Source organism: Allopontixanthobacter confluentis (assembly GCF_009827615.1).
GTDB classification, from domain to species: Bacteria; Pseudomonadota; Alphaproteobacteria; order Sphingomonadales; family Sphingomonadaceae; genus Allopontixanthobacter; species Allopontixanthobacter confluentis.
Genome location: NZ_WTYU01000002.1, coordinates 811,602 through 827,417, shown reverse-complemented (window position 1 = coordinate 827,417; position 15,816 = coordinate 811,602). Strand labels below are relative to the sequence as shown.

The window sequence follows — 15,816 nt, the reverse complement described above, 5'->3', positions numbered from 1 at the left end:
GGCGAAGTCAACAGATTCGCATAGCAATATGCGGCCAGCGACCTGTGGTTGACCTTTGTATAGGATGCCAGACCTTAACCACGCCTGATTTCCTGCAATTTGCGCTCCCATTGCAGCGCATGGCCTATAATCACATCCAGATCAGCATGCTGCGGCTGCCATGGCAGCGTTGCATTGATTCGCGACGGGTCCGAAACCAGCGAACCCGGATCGCCGGCGCGGCGCGGCTGCATCTGGCGGTTCAGTTTCAGGTTGGTCACCCGGTCCACCGCATCCAGCACTTCCAGCACGGAAAAGCCGCGCCCATAGCCGCAATTCATCTGCAGCGATGTGTGCGGCGCCCGCACCAGTTCTTCCAGTGCCAGCACATGGGCAGCAGCAAGATCGGACACATGAATATAATCGCGCACGCCCGTGCCATCGGGCGTGTCGTAATCCGTACCGAAAACCGCCACGCTATCCCGTTTACCCAGCGCCGCTTCAACCGCCACCTTGATCAGGTGGGTGGCCCCGGCGGTGGACTGCCCGCTGCGCCCCTGCGGATCAGCGCCCGCGACGTTGAAGTAACGCAGCGCACAGAAATTCATCGGATAGACAGCGGCGGTATCGGCCAGCATTTGTTCCGTCATCAGTTTTGACCAGCCATAAGGGTTGATCGGCACTTGCGGGCAATCCTCGCTGACCGGGGAGGCAACCGGCATGCCATAGGTGGCGGCAGTGGAACTGAAGATGAAATGCGGCACACCGGCAGTGACCGCAGCTTCGATCAGCGCGCGGCTTTTCACGGTGTTGTTGTGATAATAGGCCAGCGGCTGTTCCACCGATTCGGGCACCACGATGGACCCGGCAAAATGCATCACTGCCCCTGCGCCATTGCCCATGCCCTGTTCTGCAAAAATGCGCGCCAGCAATGCGCCATCCTCGATATCGCCGTCATACACTGGCACCCCATCTGGAATGGCGAAGCGGAAACCGGTGCTGAAATTGTCGATCACTGCGACCGGCCAGCCAGCATCACGCAAGGCCAGCACGGCATGGCTGCCGATATATCCGGCCCCGCCGGTGACAAGAACAGGGGTCTTTGATGAAATTGTCATGGTTCGATTCGATAGCACCACAAGGCGGTTGGACGGTTAACAGCGCCTCCCGTTACGGGGCGCTGAACCCTCTCTGGCGCTTCATGCGTTGGTTGGCTAGGTGGGTTTGCATCGGGCGCGGCCTGAACGCTTGCCAGATAAAGGAACCATGCCCATGAATTTCCGCCATATCGGCACTTTTGCGCTTGCTGCCTTGGGCGGCCTGTCGGTGGCGGGCTGCGCCACTGGTGCTGCTGGCCCGGTTGAAGTGACCCGTTTCCATCAGCCTGAAACGCTCGCCCGTCTAGGCAATTCGACAATTTTCATCGATAGCGCGCCGGGGCTGGAAATGAGCAGCCTTGAACTCAGCCCCTACAAGGCCGCAGTCGCGCAGGAACTGGTCCGGCTGGGCTACCGCGAGGTGCCGCGCGCCGAGGCAGCGCAGATTGCCCAAGTGGATCTGGAACGCTTCACCCGCGACGCAGGGCCGCAGCGCAGCCCGGTCAGCGTGGGTGTCGGGGGCAGCACGGGCGGCTACCGTTCGGGCGTAGGGCTTGGTATCGGCATCAATCTGGGCGGTAACAAATCCCGCGAGGAAACAGGCACTGCCCTGGCCGTATCAATCCGCGATAGCGCCACTGGCGATGCCTTGTGGGAAGGGCGCGCGAATTTTTCGGTAAGCGCTGCTTCACCATTGGCCGCTACTGCCGCCAACGCTTCGATAATTGCGGACGCATTGTTCCGCGAATTTCCGGGAAATAATGGCGAGACCATCGAGATCACGCCGAAAAAATAAGGGTTGCCCAGTGAACGACATCCACGTGAACACCATCCACATCGACTGCGAATTCGACAGCGGCAATATTGAAGTCCTGTCGATCAGCGGCGCCAGCGCCAGGCTGGCCTTGCGCAAGGACCATATGTCGCAATTTGCGCAATGGTTTCATTTCCGCGTCAGCGGGGCATCGGGCCGCGAACTGGAATTGAAGATTACCGGCCTCAACCAGTCAGCCTATCCCGGCGGCTGGTCGGACTATGATGCCTGCGTGTCGGAAGACCGTGAATATTGGGGCCGCGCCAGATCCACCTTTGACAAGGACGAGGATGGCGGAACGCTGACCATCCGTTACGCCGGGGACAGCGATGTCGCATGGTTTGCCTATTTCGCGCCCTATTCGATGGAACGCCATCATGATCTGGTGTCCGAAGCCGCACTGAGTGAAGGCGTCTCCTATCGCCGCCTTGGCACCACGCTGGACGGGCAGCCGGTCGATTGCCTCGACATGGGTGAAGGCGAAACGCAGGTATGGCTCTATGCCCGCCAGCATCCGGGTGAAAGCATGGCCGAATGGTGGATGGAAGGCGCATTGGAATGCCTGACTGATCCGGCCGATCCTGTGGGCCGCACGCTGCGGCAGAAATGCACGCTGCATATCGTCCCCAATTGCAACCCCGATGGATCGCGCCGCGGCCATTTGCGGACCAATGCCGTGGGCACCAATCTCAACCGCGAATGGGACACCCCCACGGCGGAAAAATCCCCCGAAGTGCTGTGCATCCGCAACGCGATGGACAAAACCGGCGTCCATTTTGCCATGGATGTGCATGGTGACGAAGCAATCCCGGCAGTGTTCCTGGCAGGTTTTGAGGGCATTCCTTCGCTGGCCGACGGGCAGTTGGAAAAATACGAGAAATACCAGTCGATCCTCGACCGGCGCACTCCTGATTTCCAGATGAAGCTCGGCTATGGCAAAACCCCGGCGGGCACAGCCAATCTGTCCATGTCCACCACGCAGCTTGCCAGCCGGTTCGGCTGCTGTTCGATGACGCTGGAAATGCCGTTCAAGGATAATCACGAATTGCCCGATCCCGAGCAGGGATGGAGCCCGGAACGCAGCAAGTTGCTGGCCCGCGACTGTCTGGCAGCACTGGTCGAATGGCTGGACTAAAGCGGTTTAGCAGAACTGGAAATCTGGGCTGAACTGGAAATCTGGCTGGCAGGGCGCGGTGCCCTGCCGGTCAGTCGAGGTTGGCCGGGCCGAATGCCAAGGGCAGCAATTGGGACAGTTTCAGCCGTGTCACGTCCATATTGCCGACGCATAATACGTCCGGGTCGGTCCCGCCCAGTTGCGCCAGTTCGTTCAGCACCTGCCGGCATCTGCCACAGGGCGTGATGGGCGCATCCCCACCGCGATCGGATGGGCCGGTCACGGCCACTGCTTCCAGCCCGCCGCGAATGCCCTCTGCCATCGCCTTGGCCACGGCCACGGTTTCTGCACATAAAGCCATGCCATAGCTGGCATTTTCGATATTGGTGCCGGTTACCACGCGTCCGTCTGAAAACCGCAGTGCCGCACCCACGGCAAATTGCGAATAGGGCGCATAGGAATGCTGCGCTGCATTGCGCGCGGCTTTGATCAGGTCTTCATCAGTCACGGTTGCACCACCACCCAGCGGATTGGATCTTCGCTTGCTTCGCTACGCAATGCTTCGTTCGCGGTCCAGAGCAACCATGGCCGGCCCGCATAATCAGGGGCCAGCCGCGTGCGGGTCAGCCACAAATTGCGTTCCAACTGCCCCGCCAAGCCATAGCGGTCTTCAAACGCGGGATCGAGCTTGAGAATGGCAGCCTTGCCTGCATGATTTTCTATCTGGTTGATCAGCGTCATCAACTCGCTTTCCACCGCCGCATCGCTCACCCGTTTTGCGCAACTATCCGCCAGCCGGGTCAATTCGATCACGGGCGGCAGCAAGGTTGCATCGCGCGGGACCATTGTGACGAAATTGGCAGATTGGCCGTCAGCCATCACACAGGGGTCAAAGGAATGAACCGCGCCCACCTGCAGCCCGGCTTCGCGCGCGGCGGCAAAATTGCGGGTGAACCGGGCGTCCTGCCCGCCTGCACCATCGCTTGCGTCAAGATAAGCAAAGCTGCCGCCAATCGCGCGAATCGTGCGGAAATTAACCGCTCCGTCACGCGCGCCGGCCAATACGCCCTGGTCGCGGTAGATATCTTCAGGCGGCGTCCAGTGGTTCACATCCCACCACAACCATATGCCAGCCACCAGCGCCGCCAGCAGCGCAAGCCCTGCGATACGCAGCCGCCAGGGGTGCGATTTTTTCCGTTTCCTGCTCACACCCGTCAGCCTTTGATATGGAGGACGCAGATGAGCGTAAACAGCCGCCGTGCGGTGGCAAAATCGGTTTCTACCTTGCCGTCCAGCCGTTCCAGCAGCAATTCGGCGGCATTGTTGTGAACGCCGCGCCGCGCCATATCGATGGTTTCGATCTCGGCAGCGGTGGCTTTGCGAATCGCCTGGTAATAGCTTTCGCAGATGGCAAAATAATCGCGGATCGGACGGCGGAACCGCGCCAGTCCCAGTAACAGCGTTTCCAGCTCGTTATCCGCTTCATCGCAGATGGTCATGGCCAGCCGCCCGTCACGCACCGCCAGCGACAGGTGATACGGCCCGTCCCGCCCTTTTTCCGCCGCGCGTACAGGTTTGAAGGTATTTTCATCGATCAGATCGAAGATGGCCACGCGCCGCTCCTGCTCGACATCGGCATTGCGCCACAGGATCGTATCCTCGTCGAGCGCGATGTGCGAAATGCGCCAGGTTGATTTTTGGTCGGCCATAGATTGACCGCTTTCGCAGATGCGAAGGGGGTGCGGCAAGACTTTAAGAAACCATCCCCACTATCCACAGCCGACTGCGGCAATCGCGCACTTGCGTTTCGCCCCGCTTCGCGCGCAAAGCGTGGCCATGCCAGAACAAGACACCCTTTCGCGCGCCCATACTGAAACCCCAAAAATCCGCAGCCTGCCCGCAAATATCGAGGCGGAGGCCGCGTTTCTGGGCGCGGTTCTGATCGATAACCGGGTGCTGGAAGAACTGCCGTCACCGATTCGGCCCGAACATTTCTTCGAACCTGTCCATGCCCGCGTGTTTGAACGCATCCTCACCCTGATGGACCGGAGCGCGGTGGTGACGCCGGTAACGCTGAAGCCCTATTTCGAAACCGATGAAGCGTTGAAGGAACTGGGCGGCATTACCTATCTTGCCCGCCTGACTGCCGATGGACAGGGCCTGCTGGCACCGCGCGAACTGGCAGAACAGATTTATGACCTGGCGTTGCTGCGCGAACTGGTGACCGTGGGCCGCAATCTGGTGGAAGGCGCGCTGGACACATCGGAAGATGTCGCGCCCATGCTCCAGATCGAACAAGCCGAAGCATCCCTGTTCAAGGTGGCCGAGGGCGCCGCTGGCCAGAACGAAGCATCGACCTTCGGCATGGCCACGCACAAGGCGCTGGGCATGATCGAAATGGCGATCAATTCCGGCGGCAATATTTCGGGCAAGACCACCGGCCTTACTTCAATCAATGAAAAAATCGGCGGCTTGCACGATTCGGATCTGATCATCCTTGCCGGGCGCCCCGGCATGGGCAAGACATCGCTGGTCACCAACATCGCCTTCAATTGCGCCGACCGCTATCTGCGCGACAAGAATGACGGTATCGACGAATCCGTCGGCGCACCGGTGGCCTTTTTCAGCCTGGAAATGAGCGCGGACCAGTTGGCGACACGTATCCTTTCCGAACAGGCGGGCATTTCTTCAGAAGCGCTGCGCATGGGCAAGATCAGCCGCGACGATTTCCAGAAACTGTCCTTCGCCAGCCAGCGCCTTGCCGAACTGCCGCTGTTTATCGACGATACGCCGGCGCTGACCATTGCCGCCCTGCGGACCCGCGCACGGCGACTGAAGCGCAAGCATAATATCGGCCTGATCGTGGTTGATTACCTGCAATTGCTGCAAGGGTCAGGCCGCGCCAATGACAACCGCGTGAATGAAATTTCCGAAATCAGCCGCGGCCTGAAGACGCTGGCCAAGGAAATCGAAGTGCCGGTGATTGCGCTATCGCAGCTCAGCCGTGCCGTCGAACAGCGCGAGGACAAGACGCCGATGCTGTCCGATCTGCGCGAATCAGGCTCGATCGAGCAGGACGCCGACATGGTGTGGTTCGTTTACCGCGAGGATTATTACGTCGCGGCCAAGGAGCCCAAGCGGCCAGTAGAAACAGACGATCAGAAAGTGCACGAAGCCTATGCTGCGTGGATGGCGGAAATGGAACAGGTGTTCGGCCTGGCGGAACTGGTGGTGGCCAAACAGCGCCATGGTTCCACCGGCAAGGTGCGGATGAAGTTCGAAGCGCGGATCACCAAATTCTCTGACCTTGCAGACGATGACCGCCGCGCCGATTATGTCTGATGGGCGAGAGCCTTGCGCCTATAGGCCAAGGTTGAGCCGCCTGCTGACGGTATAATCCACCACTGCCACCAGAAACCAGCTGGCATTCCACCGCAGCCGGTTGCCGAGTGTCGAGCGCTTCTTGTGCAGTTCCCTCGTGATTTCCTCGCTGGCGGGAAGATATTGCGAGACAAATTCCCGCATCCGGTCGGCCAGCGCCGCATCTTCTATCCGCAGCATCAGTTCCAGATTGAGATAGAGGCTGCGCATATCGAAATTGGCACTTCCCACATAGACCGCATCATCCAGCACAATCAGCTTGGTGTGCAATTTGCAGGCCTGAAATTCGAACACGCGCGCACCGCGTTTCAACAGGAAGCGATAGAGCGAACGGGTGGCGCCGATGGTGGCATTATTGTCGGATTTTCCCGCCATCACCAGCCGGGTCTCACCCCGGGTGGCAATTGCCCCAATGCGCCGGGTGAGCCTGCGGGATGGCGAAAAATAGGCCATCATCATGTCCAGCCGGCTGCCCTGTTCCAGATCGCGCCCCACGCTGCGCGCCCAACTTGAAAGGCCGCGGGTCGGCCCGCCGATCAGCAAGCGCACCGGCCCATCCCCCGGCTGCCAGTCCTTCACCAGCCGCCGGATCGCGCGCCAGTTTGCCTTGGGATCGGCAGTCCATTGCGCCAGCCTGTCGAACCATTTGCCCAGATCATCTACCACAGAACCGCTGACGATCAGCCCCAGGTCATTCCAGCCATCGTCCTCGGGCGGGGCAAAATAGGAATCTTCCACATTGAAGCCGCCAATCATCGCGCTGGTGCCATCCACGATGACCATTTTCTGGTGGTTGCGGATAAGGTAGCGCTGCGTCCAGCGTGGGCTGAACGCGCAATAGGTGCCGCCAGCGTCAATCAGATCGCTGAAAAATTCCGCGGTCGCCGATGCGCCAAACCCGTCCACGATCAGCTCGACTTTCGCCCCGCGCCGCGCGGCGGCCACCAGCGCATCGCGCACGCTGGTGCCCGTGCCATCTTCGGAAAAGATGTAAAAACAGATCCGCACCGATTCGCGGGCGCTGGCAATTAGTTCCAGCAGCGCATCAAGCCGGTCCTTGCCAGCCGGATAAAAGGTCAACTCCTGTCCCTGGGCGCTGGCCGAAAATGGGGCAGGATCGCTATAAGTCACGCAATCAGGTGCCTGCTGGGCAGGTAAGGTAACTTCTGTCATGCCCCGTGCCTTAACCACCCCTGCCGCTACGCGCAAATCCTTGACTTTGGGCAAGCTGCAGAGTAATTGCGGCGCTTTCCTGTATTGTTAGAAATTGGAGTGCCCGATGGCGCGCGTTACCGTCGAAGATTGTGTCGACAAGGTTCCAAACCGTTTTGACCTTGTATTGCTTGCTGCGCAGCGTGCGCGCGAGATTTCAGGCGGCGCAGAACTGACCATCGACCGCGACCGGGACAAGAACCCCGTTGTCGCCTTGCGCGAAATTGCCGAACAGACGGTCAAGCCCAAACATCTGATGGAAAGCGTCGTCACCGGCCTGCAGAAAATCCTGCCTGATGATGAGGACGAAGCAGATGAAATCGGCTCGCTCAGCCAGTCGGCAGAAGCCCTGCGGATCACCGCATCTGCACCGACACGCTCCACGTCCATCGGCGCTGATTACGACGGCTGATCACGCTGCCAGATTGTGCTGTGCCATTGGGCAGGCAATATCGAACCGGAATTTGAAAAGGCCGCCTGTCACCGGGCGGCCTTTTTGCATTTGCAGCCGGAATTGCATGATCCCACTCGACCATCACAAATTGCCGCGATAAATACGCCCGCAAGGTGGGGCAGATGAGCGGAATTCCGGAAATGACGGGCGAAGTGGCGCAGGCCGGCGTGGCAACACAGGCCGGCGTAGCAGCGCAAACAGATACGGCAGCGCATGGCAGCACGGTTGCGGCTGATGGCCATACCGCAGAAGGCTGCTGCCTCAATTGCGGCACAGTGCTGGTGGGGACGCATTGCCACGCCTGCGGCCAGCGGGCCCATGTGCACCGCACACTGGGCGCTTTCCTGCATGATCTGGTGCATGGGGTGCTGCATTTTGAAGGCAAGTTCTGGCGCACGCTGCCGCTGCTCGCATGGCAACCCGGCAGGCTGACGCGCGAATATATAGACGGAAAACGCGCCAGCTATATCTCGCCCATCGCATTGTTTCTGTTTACGGTCTTCGTCAGTTTTGCCCTGTTCAATGCCGCCGGCGGTTTTGGCGAGGGCGACATGAGCCTGGTCAATGACGCATCGCAGCAAGTCGAAGAGGGCGGCACCAGTCTGGACATTTCGCAGACAGTGGATGGCGCCATTGCCGACACACGCAGGAAAATCGCGGCCAGCAAAGCGGCAGGCCGCAGTACCGCCAGCCTCGAGGAAGACTTGGCGCAACTGATCGAATCGCGCGATTTCATGCTGGCCGCGCAACCGTCTGTAGAAAACGGCACAAGCGGCGATGCTTCTGCAGATACTGCAAACACGGACAATTCCGCCGGCCAATGGCTGCAACAGATTTGGCAAAAGGCCAAGGCCAACCCCAAGCTGCTGCTCTATAAATTGCAGACCAACGCCTATAAATTGAGCTGGCTGCTGATCCCTCTCAGCGTACCCTTCGTCTGGCTGCTGTTTCCGTTAAGCCGGAAATTCCGGATGTATGATCATACGGTGTTTGTGACCTACTCCATCAGCTTCATGACCATGCTGGTGGTTATTGCCAGCATTGGCGCAGCTTATGACCTGCAATTGCTGATTATCGCGCCTGCGATCTATGCACCGTTCCACCTCTACCGATCACTGCGCGGGGCCTATTCGCTCACCCGCTTTGGCGCTGTGTGGCGCACAATCCTGCTATCGGCCGGCTGCGTTACGGCGATGGTGCTGTTCGCGGTCATCATGTTCGGATTGGTGCTTTCAGGCTGAACGCATCCAGCCTGAAAGCCCATTACATCCTGAACCAGCCGACCCGAACCAGCCGATGACTTGGTCAGGCCCCTTGCGGCGCCGCATCTTCCGATCCGCCAAACTTCTTGCCCGACCGTGGAATGGCCGAACCGCGAAGCGGGGCGATCTTGCTGGGGCCCTTGGGCGCATCAGGACGGTCCAGCTTGCCATCGCTGACAAGCTGATCGATTTCATCACCCGTCAGCGTTTCAAACTCCAGCATCGCCTGTGCGATCAGATGCAGCTTGTCTTCATGGCCCGTCAGGATTTCGGTGGCTCGTTTATGCGCGCCATCCACCAGACTGCGGATTTCACTGTCGATCAGCTGGTTGGTTTCAGCCGATGCCATTGTCCGGCTGGTCTGACCCATGCCCAGATAGCCTTCCTGGCTCTGTTCATACATCAGCGGCCCCAGCTTGTCCGACATACCCCATTTGGTGACCATATTGCGGGCCAGATCGGTGGCATATTGAATGTCTGACGATGCGCCTGACGATACCTTGTCATGCCCGAAGATGATTTCTTCTGCCACACGGCCACCCATGGCAACTGCCAGGTTGGCGTGCATCTTGTCCCGGTGATAGGAATAATTATCGCGTTCCGGCAGCCGCATGACCATGCCCAATGCCCGGCCACGCGGAATGATGGTGGCCTTGTGAATCGGGTCTGACGCATCTTCGTTGATCGAAACCAGCGCGTGGCCTGCTTCGTGATAGGCAGTCATTTTCTTTTCATCATCGGTCATGACCATCGAACGCCTTTCGGTGCCCATCATGACCTTGTCCTTGGCATCTTCAAATTCCTGCATCGCCACCAGCCGCTTGTTACGGCGGGCAGCCAGCAGGGCAGCCTCGTTCACCAGATTGGCGAGATCAGCACCTGAGAACCCGGGTGTGCCGCGCGCAATGGTGCGCGGGTTCACGTCAGGCGCCAGCGGCACCTTTTTCATATGCACCGACAGGATCTTCTCGCGCCCTTCGATATCGGGGATCGGCACGACCACCTGACGGTCAAACCGGCCGGGACGGAGCAAGGCAGGGTCAAGCACATCGGGGCGGTTGGTGGCCGCGATGATGATGATGCCTTCATTGGCTTCAAAACCGTCCATTTCGACCAGCAGCTGGTTCAGCGTCTGTTCGCGTTCGTCATTGGAATTGCCGAGGCCATGGCCGCGGTGGCGGCCCACCGCGTCGATTTCGTCGATGAAAACGATGCACGGCGCATTTTTCTTGGCCTGTTCAAACATGTCGCGCACGCGGCTTGCGCCAACGCCCACGAACATTTCGACAAAGTCGGACCCTGAAATGGTGAAGAAAGGCACGCCTGCCTCCCCCGCGATGGCGCGGGCGAGCAGTGTTTTACCAGTGCCGGGTGAACCGACCAGCAAGGCGCCCTTGGGGATCTGGCCGCCCAACTTGGAGAAACGCTGCGGATCACGCAGGAATTCGACGATTTCTTCCAGTTCCTCGCGCGCTTCATCAATGCCGGCAACATCCTGGAAGGTCACACGGCCCTGTTTTTCGGTCAGCATCTTGGCCTTGGATTTACCAAAGCCCATGGCGCCGCCGCCTCCACCCTTCTGCACCTGGCGCAGGGCGAAAAATGCAATGCCCAGAATGAGCACGAAAGGCAGCGACTGGATGAGAATGGCGAGCAGCAGGTTCACCCGCTCAGGCGCGACGCCTGAATATTGAACGTTTTGCTCGTCCAGCAATTCAGTCAGGCGGGTATCACCGGAAATAGGGGTGGTGGTGAAGTTTTCACCATTCTTGAAAGTCCCGGCAATGGCGTCTGGGCCGATTTCGACCTTCTGCACGGTGCCTTCACTGACTTTGTTGCGGAACTCGGAATATCCAATCTGGGTTCCTGCCGGCTGTCCGGAATTTCCGAACATCGTGACCACCATCAACAGGGCAAGAAAAATCCCGCCCCAGACAGCCAGGCTCTTCATCCATGGATTGGGGGCCTGTGGTTCCTTGTCATCATTCATCGACGTGTCCCGTCCTTTCAATAGGACAATATGGGGGCATGAAGGTGAATGGCAAGATAATGCGTCCCCTTTGGGCCTGCGAAATTTGCGCCTGCCGACAAAGGCTCAGCCAAGAACACGATCGATCAGCCAGTACGAGCCGGTAATTCCGACCGCATAGGCGGATATACGGATAGAAGGTTGCAGCGCCGTGCGCGCCCATCGGCGAAGGATCGCAATCATTGTCAGCACAGCGAAAATGACCAGCAATTGCCCTGCTTCAACGCCGATGTTGAAGGCCAGCAGGGCCGGCAGAACATCGCCCTGCGGCAGGCCAATCCGGGCAAGCGCGCCGGCAAAGCCGAAACCGTGCAGCAGGCCGAACAGGAAGGCCACGACCCATGGGTAGCGCAGCGTCATGGTCGGCATTTCATGCCTGCTGCGCAGCGTTTCCAATGCCAGAAATATGATGGAAAGAGCAATCATGGCTTCGACCGGCCGCTGCGGCATGGAAATGAAACCCAGCGCAGCACCTGCCAGCGTGATGGAATGGGCGATGGTAAAGGCAGTTGCCGCGGCCACCACGGCGCGCCCGGAACGCACCAGCAGCACCAGCGCGATCACGAACAGCAAATGGTCCCACCCCGCCATGATATGCTGCACACCCAGGACGAAATAGCTGCGCAGCACCTGCCATGTGGCTGGCCTGGCGCTTATCTGCGCGGCAGGTTCGCGCGCTGTCAGGCGGTGCATCTGCACTGGTTCATCCAGCGGTGAAACGCGCACCAGCATATCGCCCGGCCCTGTCAGCGCAGGCATGGAAACCGTGCCGCCGGAAATGGCACCGGTGCAGCGCGCGATGGCATTTCCCGTCACGCCGCCGCCCGTAAAACCTTGGACCACAGGTGGTTTATACTGGCAATTTGCCGGCAGGCGCGGCCGCGCAAGCTGCCCTGCTGGCGGCGCGGACAAGGGAAGTTTCCAGGCAATTCGCCATTCTTGCGCAGAATGCTGGGTCAGTTCCAGATAGCCGGGGCGCAATTCATCACCCCATGCCGCCCCAGGCATGAACACTATGCCTGCCAGCAGCGCGATCAGCCATTTCATCGCGCGATTTTCACCTTATAGGCACTGCGCAGCAAGCTATAGGCCTGCTTGCGGCGCTGCGCCTCTGTCTCGCTGCGCCAGTCCGCTTCCACTTCGCTGCGGATGGCGGCAAGCGGCGGCGTTTGGCCCGCCTCCCGCTGGCGAAGGCGAACGCAATGCCAGCCAAAGCCTGACTGCACGGGCCCGGCCCATTTGCCATCGGGCGCAAGCCGGTCAAGATTGGCCATGAAGGCTGACCCCAGCCGCGCTTCCACCTCGTTTCGGGGTGCGTTTTCAAAGCTGGCAGGCAGCGAAATCGCGTCTCCGGCTCGCTCCATCCTTTCCGCGGATGCACAATTGGCTGCACCGCGCTGCGCAAAATAGCGCTGGTCGAAACTGTAGCTGCTATCGCGTGCGAAACGCGCCCGGTGGCGGGCCAGCCATTGGCGCAACACGGCATCATCGGCCGGCGCGCTTTCCACCATGCTGGCGGCCAGAAAATCCATCTTGTTGGCCATCCGCTTGCGGACAACGGCATCATCGCGGTCAAGCCCGAGGCGCAGCGCTTCGCGGTAGAGAATTTCCTCGCGCAGGAAATGCTCTACCTGATCATCCAGTTCAGCATCAGTCGGCGGGCGCTGCATCGTGCGCTCCCACTCAATAGCCAGCCGTGCGCGATCTTCGCGGGTGATGGTGATCGTACGGCTGGCCGTGTCCGCAGGCTCCCCCTGCCATGCAAACAGGCCGAACAGGGCAGCACCTGCAACCAGAAAATGGACCAGCGGTTCACGCGTCCAGCCGGGCAAAATCATCGGCCGGCAAGTCTCCGCTGCCCAGTCTTGCGGTCAGCAGTATTCCGGGCAGCAGGGCCGACCCAGATGGGCGAGCTATAGGCACGTTCCTGCGCCACGGCATCGGCCAAGGCTTCAGGCGATAATTTCACCCCGAAGCGCACCGCATCGAACAATGGCCAGCGCGGCGTGGGTATTTCCAGCACGCGGACATAATAGAAGGCGCGCTGGCCCGGTGTGTAATCAGGATCGGTCCACACGCTGCGCAATTCCGCCGCCCCGATGGCATTGGTGTAAGCGGCCCTGGCCCTGTTGACCGTATCGCCCACGGCAGGGATTTTGCCATTCACCGGCTGGCGCTTTGCCGTGTCAGACCATGCCACGTCGTAGATTTTCTCCTGCGCGGTGCCGCTCGCATCAACCCAGCCCTTGATGATCTGCACACGGTCCAGATGGGCGCCTTCCGGGTCTTTCAATGCGGATACCAGAAAGCGCGGCGCCTTGGCCCCGCTCGCCACAAGTTCGCCGCCCATCGGCACGCCGGTTTTATATCCGGCGCGCACCCAATCGCCTTTGAAAGTCTCGGACGAAAATTCGAAACCGCCAAAAAACCGCACGACCATGCGCGGTCCGGTGGTGGCATACACTTCGCGGCGCATCATCGCGTCGAAAATTTCCGCCCGCGTATTGGCCCGCGCCCACACCGCCGCATAGCCGCCTGCCAGATAATTCCAGCCCATGCGCCCGACCCGTGTGCCCAGATTCTGCGGGGCGATGGCGCGGATCTTGTCCGGCTCGTTACCAGTATGTTTACCGAAGAAATTATCCTCGTCACCGGTGGCCAGCGCCGTATGGCTGTCGGTGGAACCGATCATGCCGAATTTATACGGATTTACGCCGGTCTGCTGTTCGATCGACAAGCCGCGCTTCAACGCCTCGCGCAGATATTCGCCCGCCAGCATGTCGTTCTTTTTTGGGAAGGAAAGGGTGAGATTGCCGATTTCCCAGCCCTTTTTGCCGAAATCCGCAAATTCATCATTGGGTGACAGGAACGGATGCGCTTCGCTGTCACCCTTGATCTGGGTGGCTTCCACCACCGGTTCACGCGCCCCACGGCGGCGCGCATATTCCGCCGTCATCGGCCCGCCTGCCGCATCGGTCAGTTCAAACATCAGCCCGTTTGAAAGGTTGGAGTTATGGGGGATCGCCAGCACCCTGCCGCCTGTCGCCCGTTCATACCCGTCCATATAATCAAACAGCCCATCCACATTGGACACCAGGCCGGGATAGGGGCGGATTTTGGACGTGCGCTCAATCCCGTCACGGAACATCACCACGCGGTGCAGATTGTTGCCATCGGGCTGCAGCGTATATTCAAAGCCGGCAATCGGGGTGAATTTGCCCGGCTGGTAATAGCGGTCCAGCACTTTCAACTGGTTGCCCCAAATCTCGGCAGTGCTTTCATCGCGCCGCGCCGGGTCCAGCATGGCGGCGGGCAATGTGCCTGCGCCTGCGGCGGCAATCAGTTCCGATGTGGCGCGGACGGATTGCTGGGGCGATTCGTGCATCATGTCGCGCCACCGGCGCAGCGTCTTGTCGCGAATGGCAAAGCGCGGCGCATCATACAGCCGCCGGGTGACACCCAGCCCGTCACTATGGTCGGCAATCACCAGAAAATCGAGGGGGCGCGAAAGCTGTGCCTTTACGCCCGTAGTCGAAGTGACTTCGTCGCCCCGCGCGAATTTCAGCGCGTCTTCAGGGCCCAGCCTGGCACCAAAGCCAAAGGCATCGATGGAATTATCCGTGTGAAGATGCGTATCGCCAAACAGGACGCGTTCCGGAAATTCGCTCAGCGCGACATCGCTTTCGGCTGAGGCGATCTTGGCCGGGTCGATAATTCTGGGCCGCGTCAGCCAATATGCGCCGCCGCCCAGCACCGCCGCAATGGCAATTCCTGACACGATTTTCCTTGCCCGGCCCATCCAAATCCCTCCTGTCGCCGCCAGTTTTCTGGCGTGCGCGGCGAGATTGCAGTTAAAAAGCAGCGCAGGTCAAGCGCGGCCAATTTCAGGCAGGCGCTTTCATCAACAGGGCGGAACGCAGGCATTTGCACACCACTTCGCCGCGCTGGTTGATAAGTTCATGTGTGAATGTGACAATCCCGGCATTGGGGCGTGACCGGGATGCACGAAGTTCAGTCACTTCGCTGGCCGCATGCAATGTGTCGCCGATAAATACAGGGTGCGGCATCACCACCTTGTCATAGCCCAGATTGGCCACCAGCGTGCCCAGCGTCGTATCGCCCACACTCAACCCCACCATGAGGGCAAAGGTGAACGTGCCATTCACCAGAATCTGGCCGAATTCGCTGGCTTTGGCTGCTTCTGCATCAAGGTGCAGGGGCTGTGGATTATGGGTCATGGTGCTGAAAAGCAGATTATCCGTCTCGGTCACGGTCCGACGGATTTCATGCTCGATCCGGTCGCCTGACTGCCATTGATCGAAATACCGCCCTGCCATGTCCATCTTCCTTGCTGTGTCAGCTGATTGTTCCCCATCGCGGCTTGGCCCAATCTTGTCGAGTGTTGTTGAGCCATGTCGAGTGAGGGAGTTTGCAAGCTGGGCCAAACACAAAACTTGATTGCAATTGATACCAG

15 protein-coding genes are annotated in these 15,816 nt (G+C 59.7%); 5 read left to right on the top strand and 10 right to left on the bottom strand.

Features of this window, described 5'->3' with window-relative positions:
- Positions 1–74 precede the first annotated feature (74 nt).
- The gene (gene galE, locus GRI44_RS12240) at positions 75–1,097 is read right to left on the bottom strand and encodes a UDP-glucose 4-epimerase GalE (RefSeq protein ID WP_202386335.1); all 1,023 of its coding nucleotides are present in this window, start codon (positions 1,095–1,097) and stop codon (positions 75–77) included.
- 154 nt (positions 1,098–1,251) lie between these two features.
- On the opposite strand from galE, the gene GRI44_RS12235 reads away from it, so the two are divergent.
- Together GRI44_RS12235 and GRI44_RS12230 are read left to right on the top strand one after the other, a co-directional pair.
- The gene (locus GRI44_RS12235) at positions 1,252–1,872 is read left to right on the top strand and encodes a DUF4136 domain-containing protein (protein ID WP_160602031.1); all 621 of its coding nucleotides are present in this window, start codon (positions 1,252–1,254) and stop codon (positions 1,870–1,872) included.
- A 25-nt stretch (positions 1,873–1,897) separates the two neighbouring features.
- Positions 1,898–3,025, top strand: coding sequence for a M14 family metallopeptidase (locus GRI44_RS12230; RefSeq protein WP_332872434.1), 1,128 nt, complete (start codon positions 1,898–1,900; stop codon positions 3,023–3,025).
- Positions 3,026–3,095: 70 nt separating this feature from the next.
- Here the strand turns inward: GRI44_RS12230 and GRI44_RS12225 are convergent, their stop codons facing one another.
- From GRI44_RS12225 to GRI44_RS12215, 3 genes are read right to left on the bottom strand one after another with little or no spacing between them, the layout of a single operon-like run.
- The gene (locus GRI44_RS12225; protein WP_160602029.1) at positions 3,096–3,512 is read right to left on the bottom strand and encodes a cytidine deaminase; all 417 of its coding nucleotides are present in this window, start codon (positions 3,510–3,512) and stop codon (positions 3,096–3,098) included.
- Complete coding sequence (locus GRI44_RS12220; RefSeq protein WP_160602028.1) at positions 3,509–4,213, bottom strand: glycoside hydrolase family 25 protein; 705 nt, start codon at positions 4,211–4,213, stop codon at positions 3,509–3,511. The genes GRI44_RS12225 and GRI44_RS12220 overlap by 4 nt, the downstream gene beginning before the upstream one ends.
- 5 nt (positions 4,214–4,218) lie before the next feature.
- Positions 4,219–4,713 carry a UPF0262 family protein gene (locus GRI44_RS12215; protein WP_160602027.1) on the bottom strand — a complete coding sequence of 165 codons (495 nt, stop codon included), beginning with the start codon at positions 4,711–4,713 and terminating at the stop codon, positions 4,219–4,221.
- Positions 4,714–4,840: 127 nt separating this feature from the next.
- Here GRI44_RS12215 and GRI44_RS12210 point away from each other — a divergent pair, with 127 nt between their 5' ends.
- Positions 4,841–6,346, top strand: coding sequence for a replicative DNA helicase (locus tag GRI44_RS12210; RefSeq protein ID WP_160602026.1), 1,506 nt, complete (start codon positions 4,841–4,843; stop codon positions 6,344–6,346).
- Positions 6,347–6,364: 18 nt separating this feature from the next.
- Here GRI44_RS12210 and GRI44_RS12205 read toward each other — a convergent pair whose 3' ends face one another.
- A complete protein-coding gene (locus tag GRI44_RS12205; RefSeq protein ID WP_160602025.1) occupies positions 6,365–7,558 on the bottom strand; it encodes a phospholipase D-like domain-containing protein in 1,194 nt (397 codons plus the stop codon).
- Between the two features lie 106 nt (positions 7,559–7,664).
- Here GRI44_RS12205 and rpoZ point away from each other — a divergent pair, with 106 nt between their 5' ends.
- Both rpoZ and GRI44_RS12195 read left to right on the top strand, forming a co-directional pair.
- Complete coding sequence (rpoZ, locus tag GRI44_RS12200) at positions 7,665–8,009, top strand: DNA-directed RNA polymerase subunit omega (RefSeq protein ID WP_160602024.1); 345 nt, start codon at positions 7,665–7,667, stop codon at positions 8,007–8,009.
- Positions 8,010–8,173: 164 nt separating this feature from the next.
- Positions 8,174–9,292 carry a DUF3667 domain-containing protein gene (locus GRI44_RS12195; protein ID WP_160602023.1) on the top strand — a complete coding sequence of 373 codons (1,119 nt, stop codon included), beginning with the start codon at positions 8,174–8,176 and terminating at the stop codon, positions 9,290–9,292.
- A 64-nt stretch (positions 9,293–9,356) separates the two neighbouring features.
- Here GRI44_RS12195 and ftsH read toward each other — a convergent pair whose 3' ends face one another.
- From ftsH to GRI44_RS12170, 5 genes are all read right to left on the bottom strand, one after another.
- Positions 9,357–11,303 (bottom strand): ATP-dependent zinc metalloprotease FtsH, encoded by a 1,947-nt coding sequence (gene ftsH, locus GRI44_RS12190; protein ID WP_160602022.1) that lies wholly within the window; start codon positions 11,301–11,303, stop codon positions 9,357–9,359.
- A 105-nt stretch (positions 11,304–11,408) separates the two neighbouring features.
- A complete protein-coding gene (locus GRI44_RS12185; protein WP_232843132.1) occupies positions 11,409–12,389 on the bottom strand; it encodes a HupE/UreJ family protein in 981 nt (326 codons plus the stop codon).
- Positions 12,386–13,180: a peptidyl-prolyl cis-trans isomerase gene (locus GRI44_RS12180; RefSeq protein ID WP_160602021.1), complete on the bottom strand. Its 795-nt coding sequence runs from the start codon at positions 13,178–13,180 to the stop codon at positions 12,386–12,388. Before GRI44_RS12180 ends, GRI44_RS12185 begins: the two co-directional genes overlap by 4 nt.
- A complete protein-coding gene (locus GRI44_RS12175; protein ID WP_160602020.1) occupies positions 13,177–15,141 on the bottom strand; it encodes a DUF3604 domain-containing protein in 1,965 nt (654 codons plus the stop codon). Before GRI44_RS12175 ends, GRI44_RS12180 begins: the two co-directional genes overlap by 4 nt.
- Positions 15,142–15,226: 85 nt before the next feature.
- A complete protein-coding gene (locus tag GRI44_RS12170) occupies positions 15,227–15,679 on the bottom strand; it encodes a MaoC family dehydratase (RefSeq protein WP_160602019.1) in 453 nt (150 codons plus the stop codon).
- Positions 15,680–15,816 lie beyond the last annotated feature (137 nt).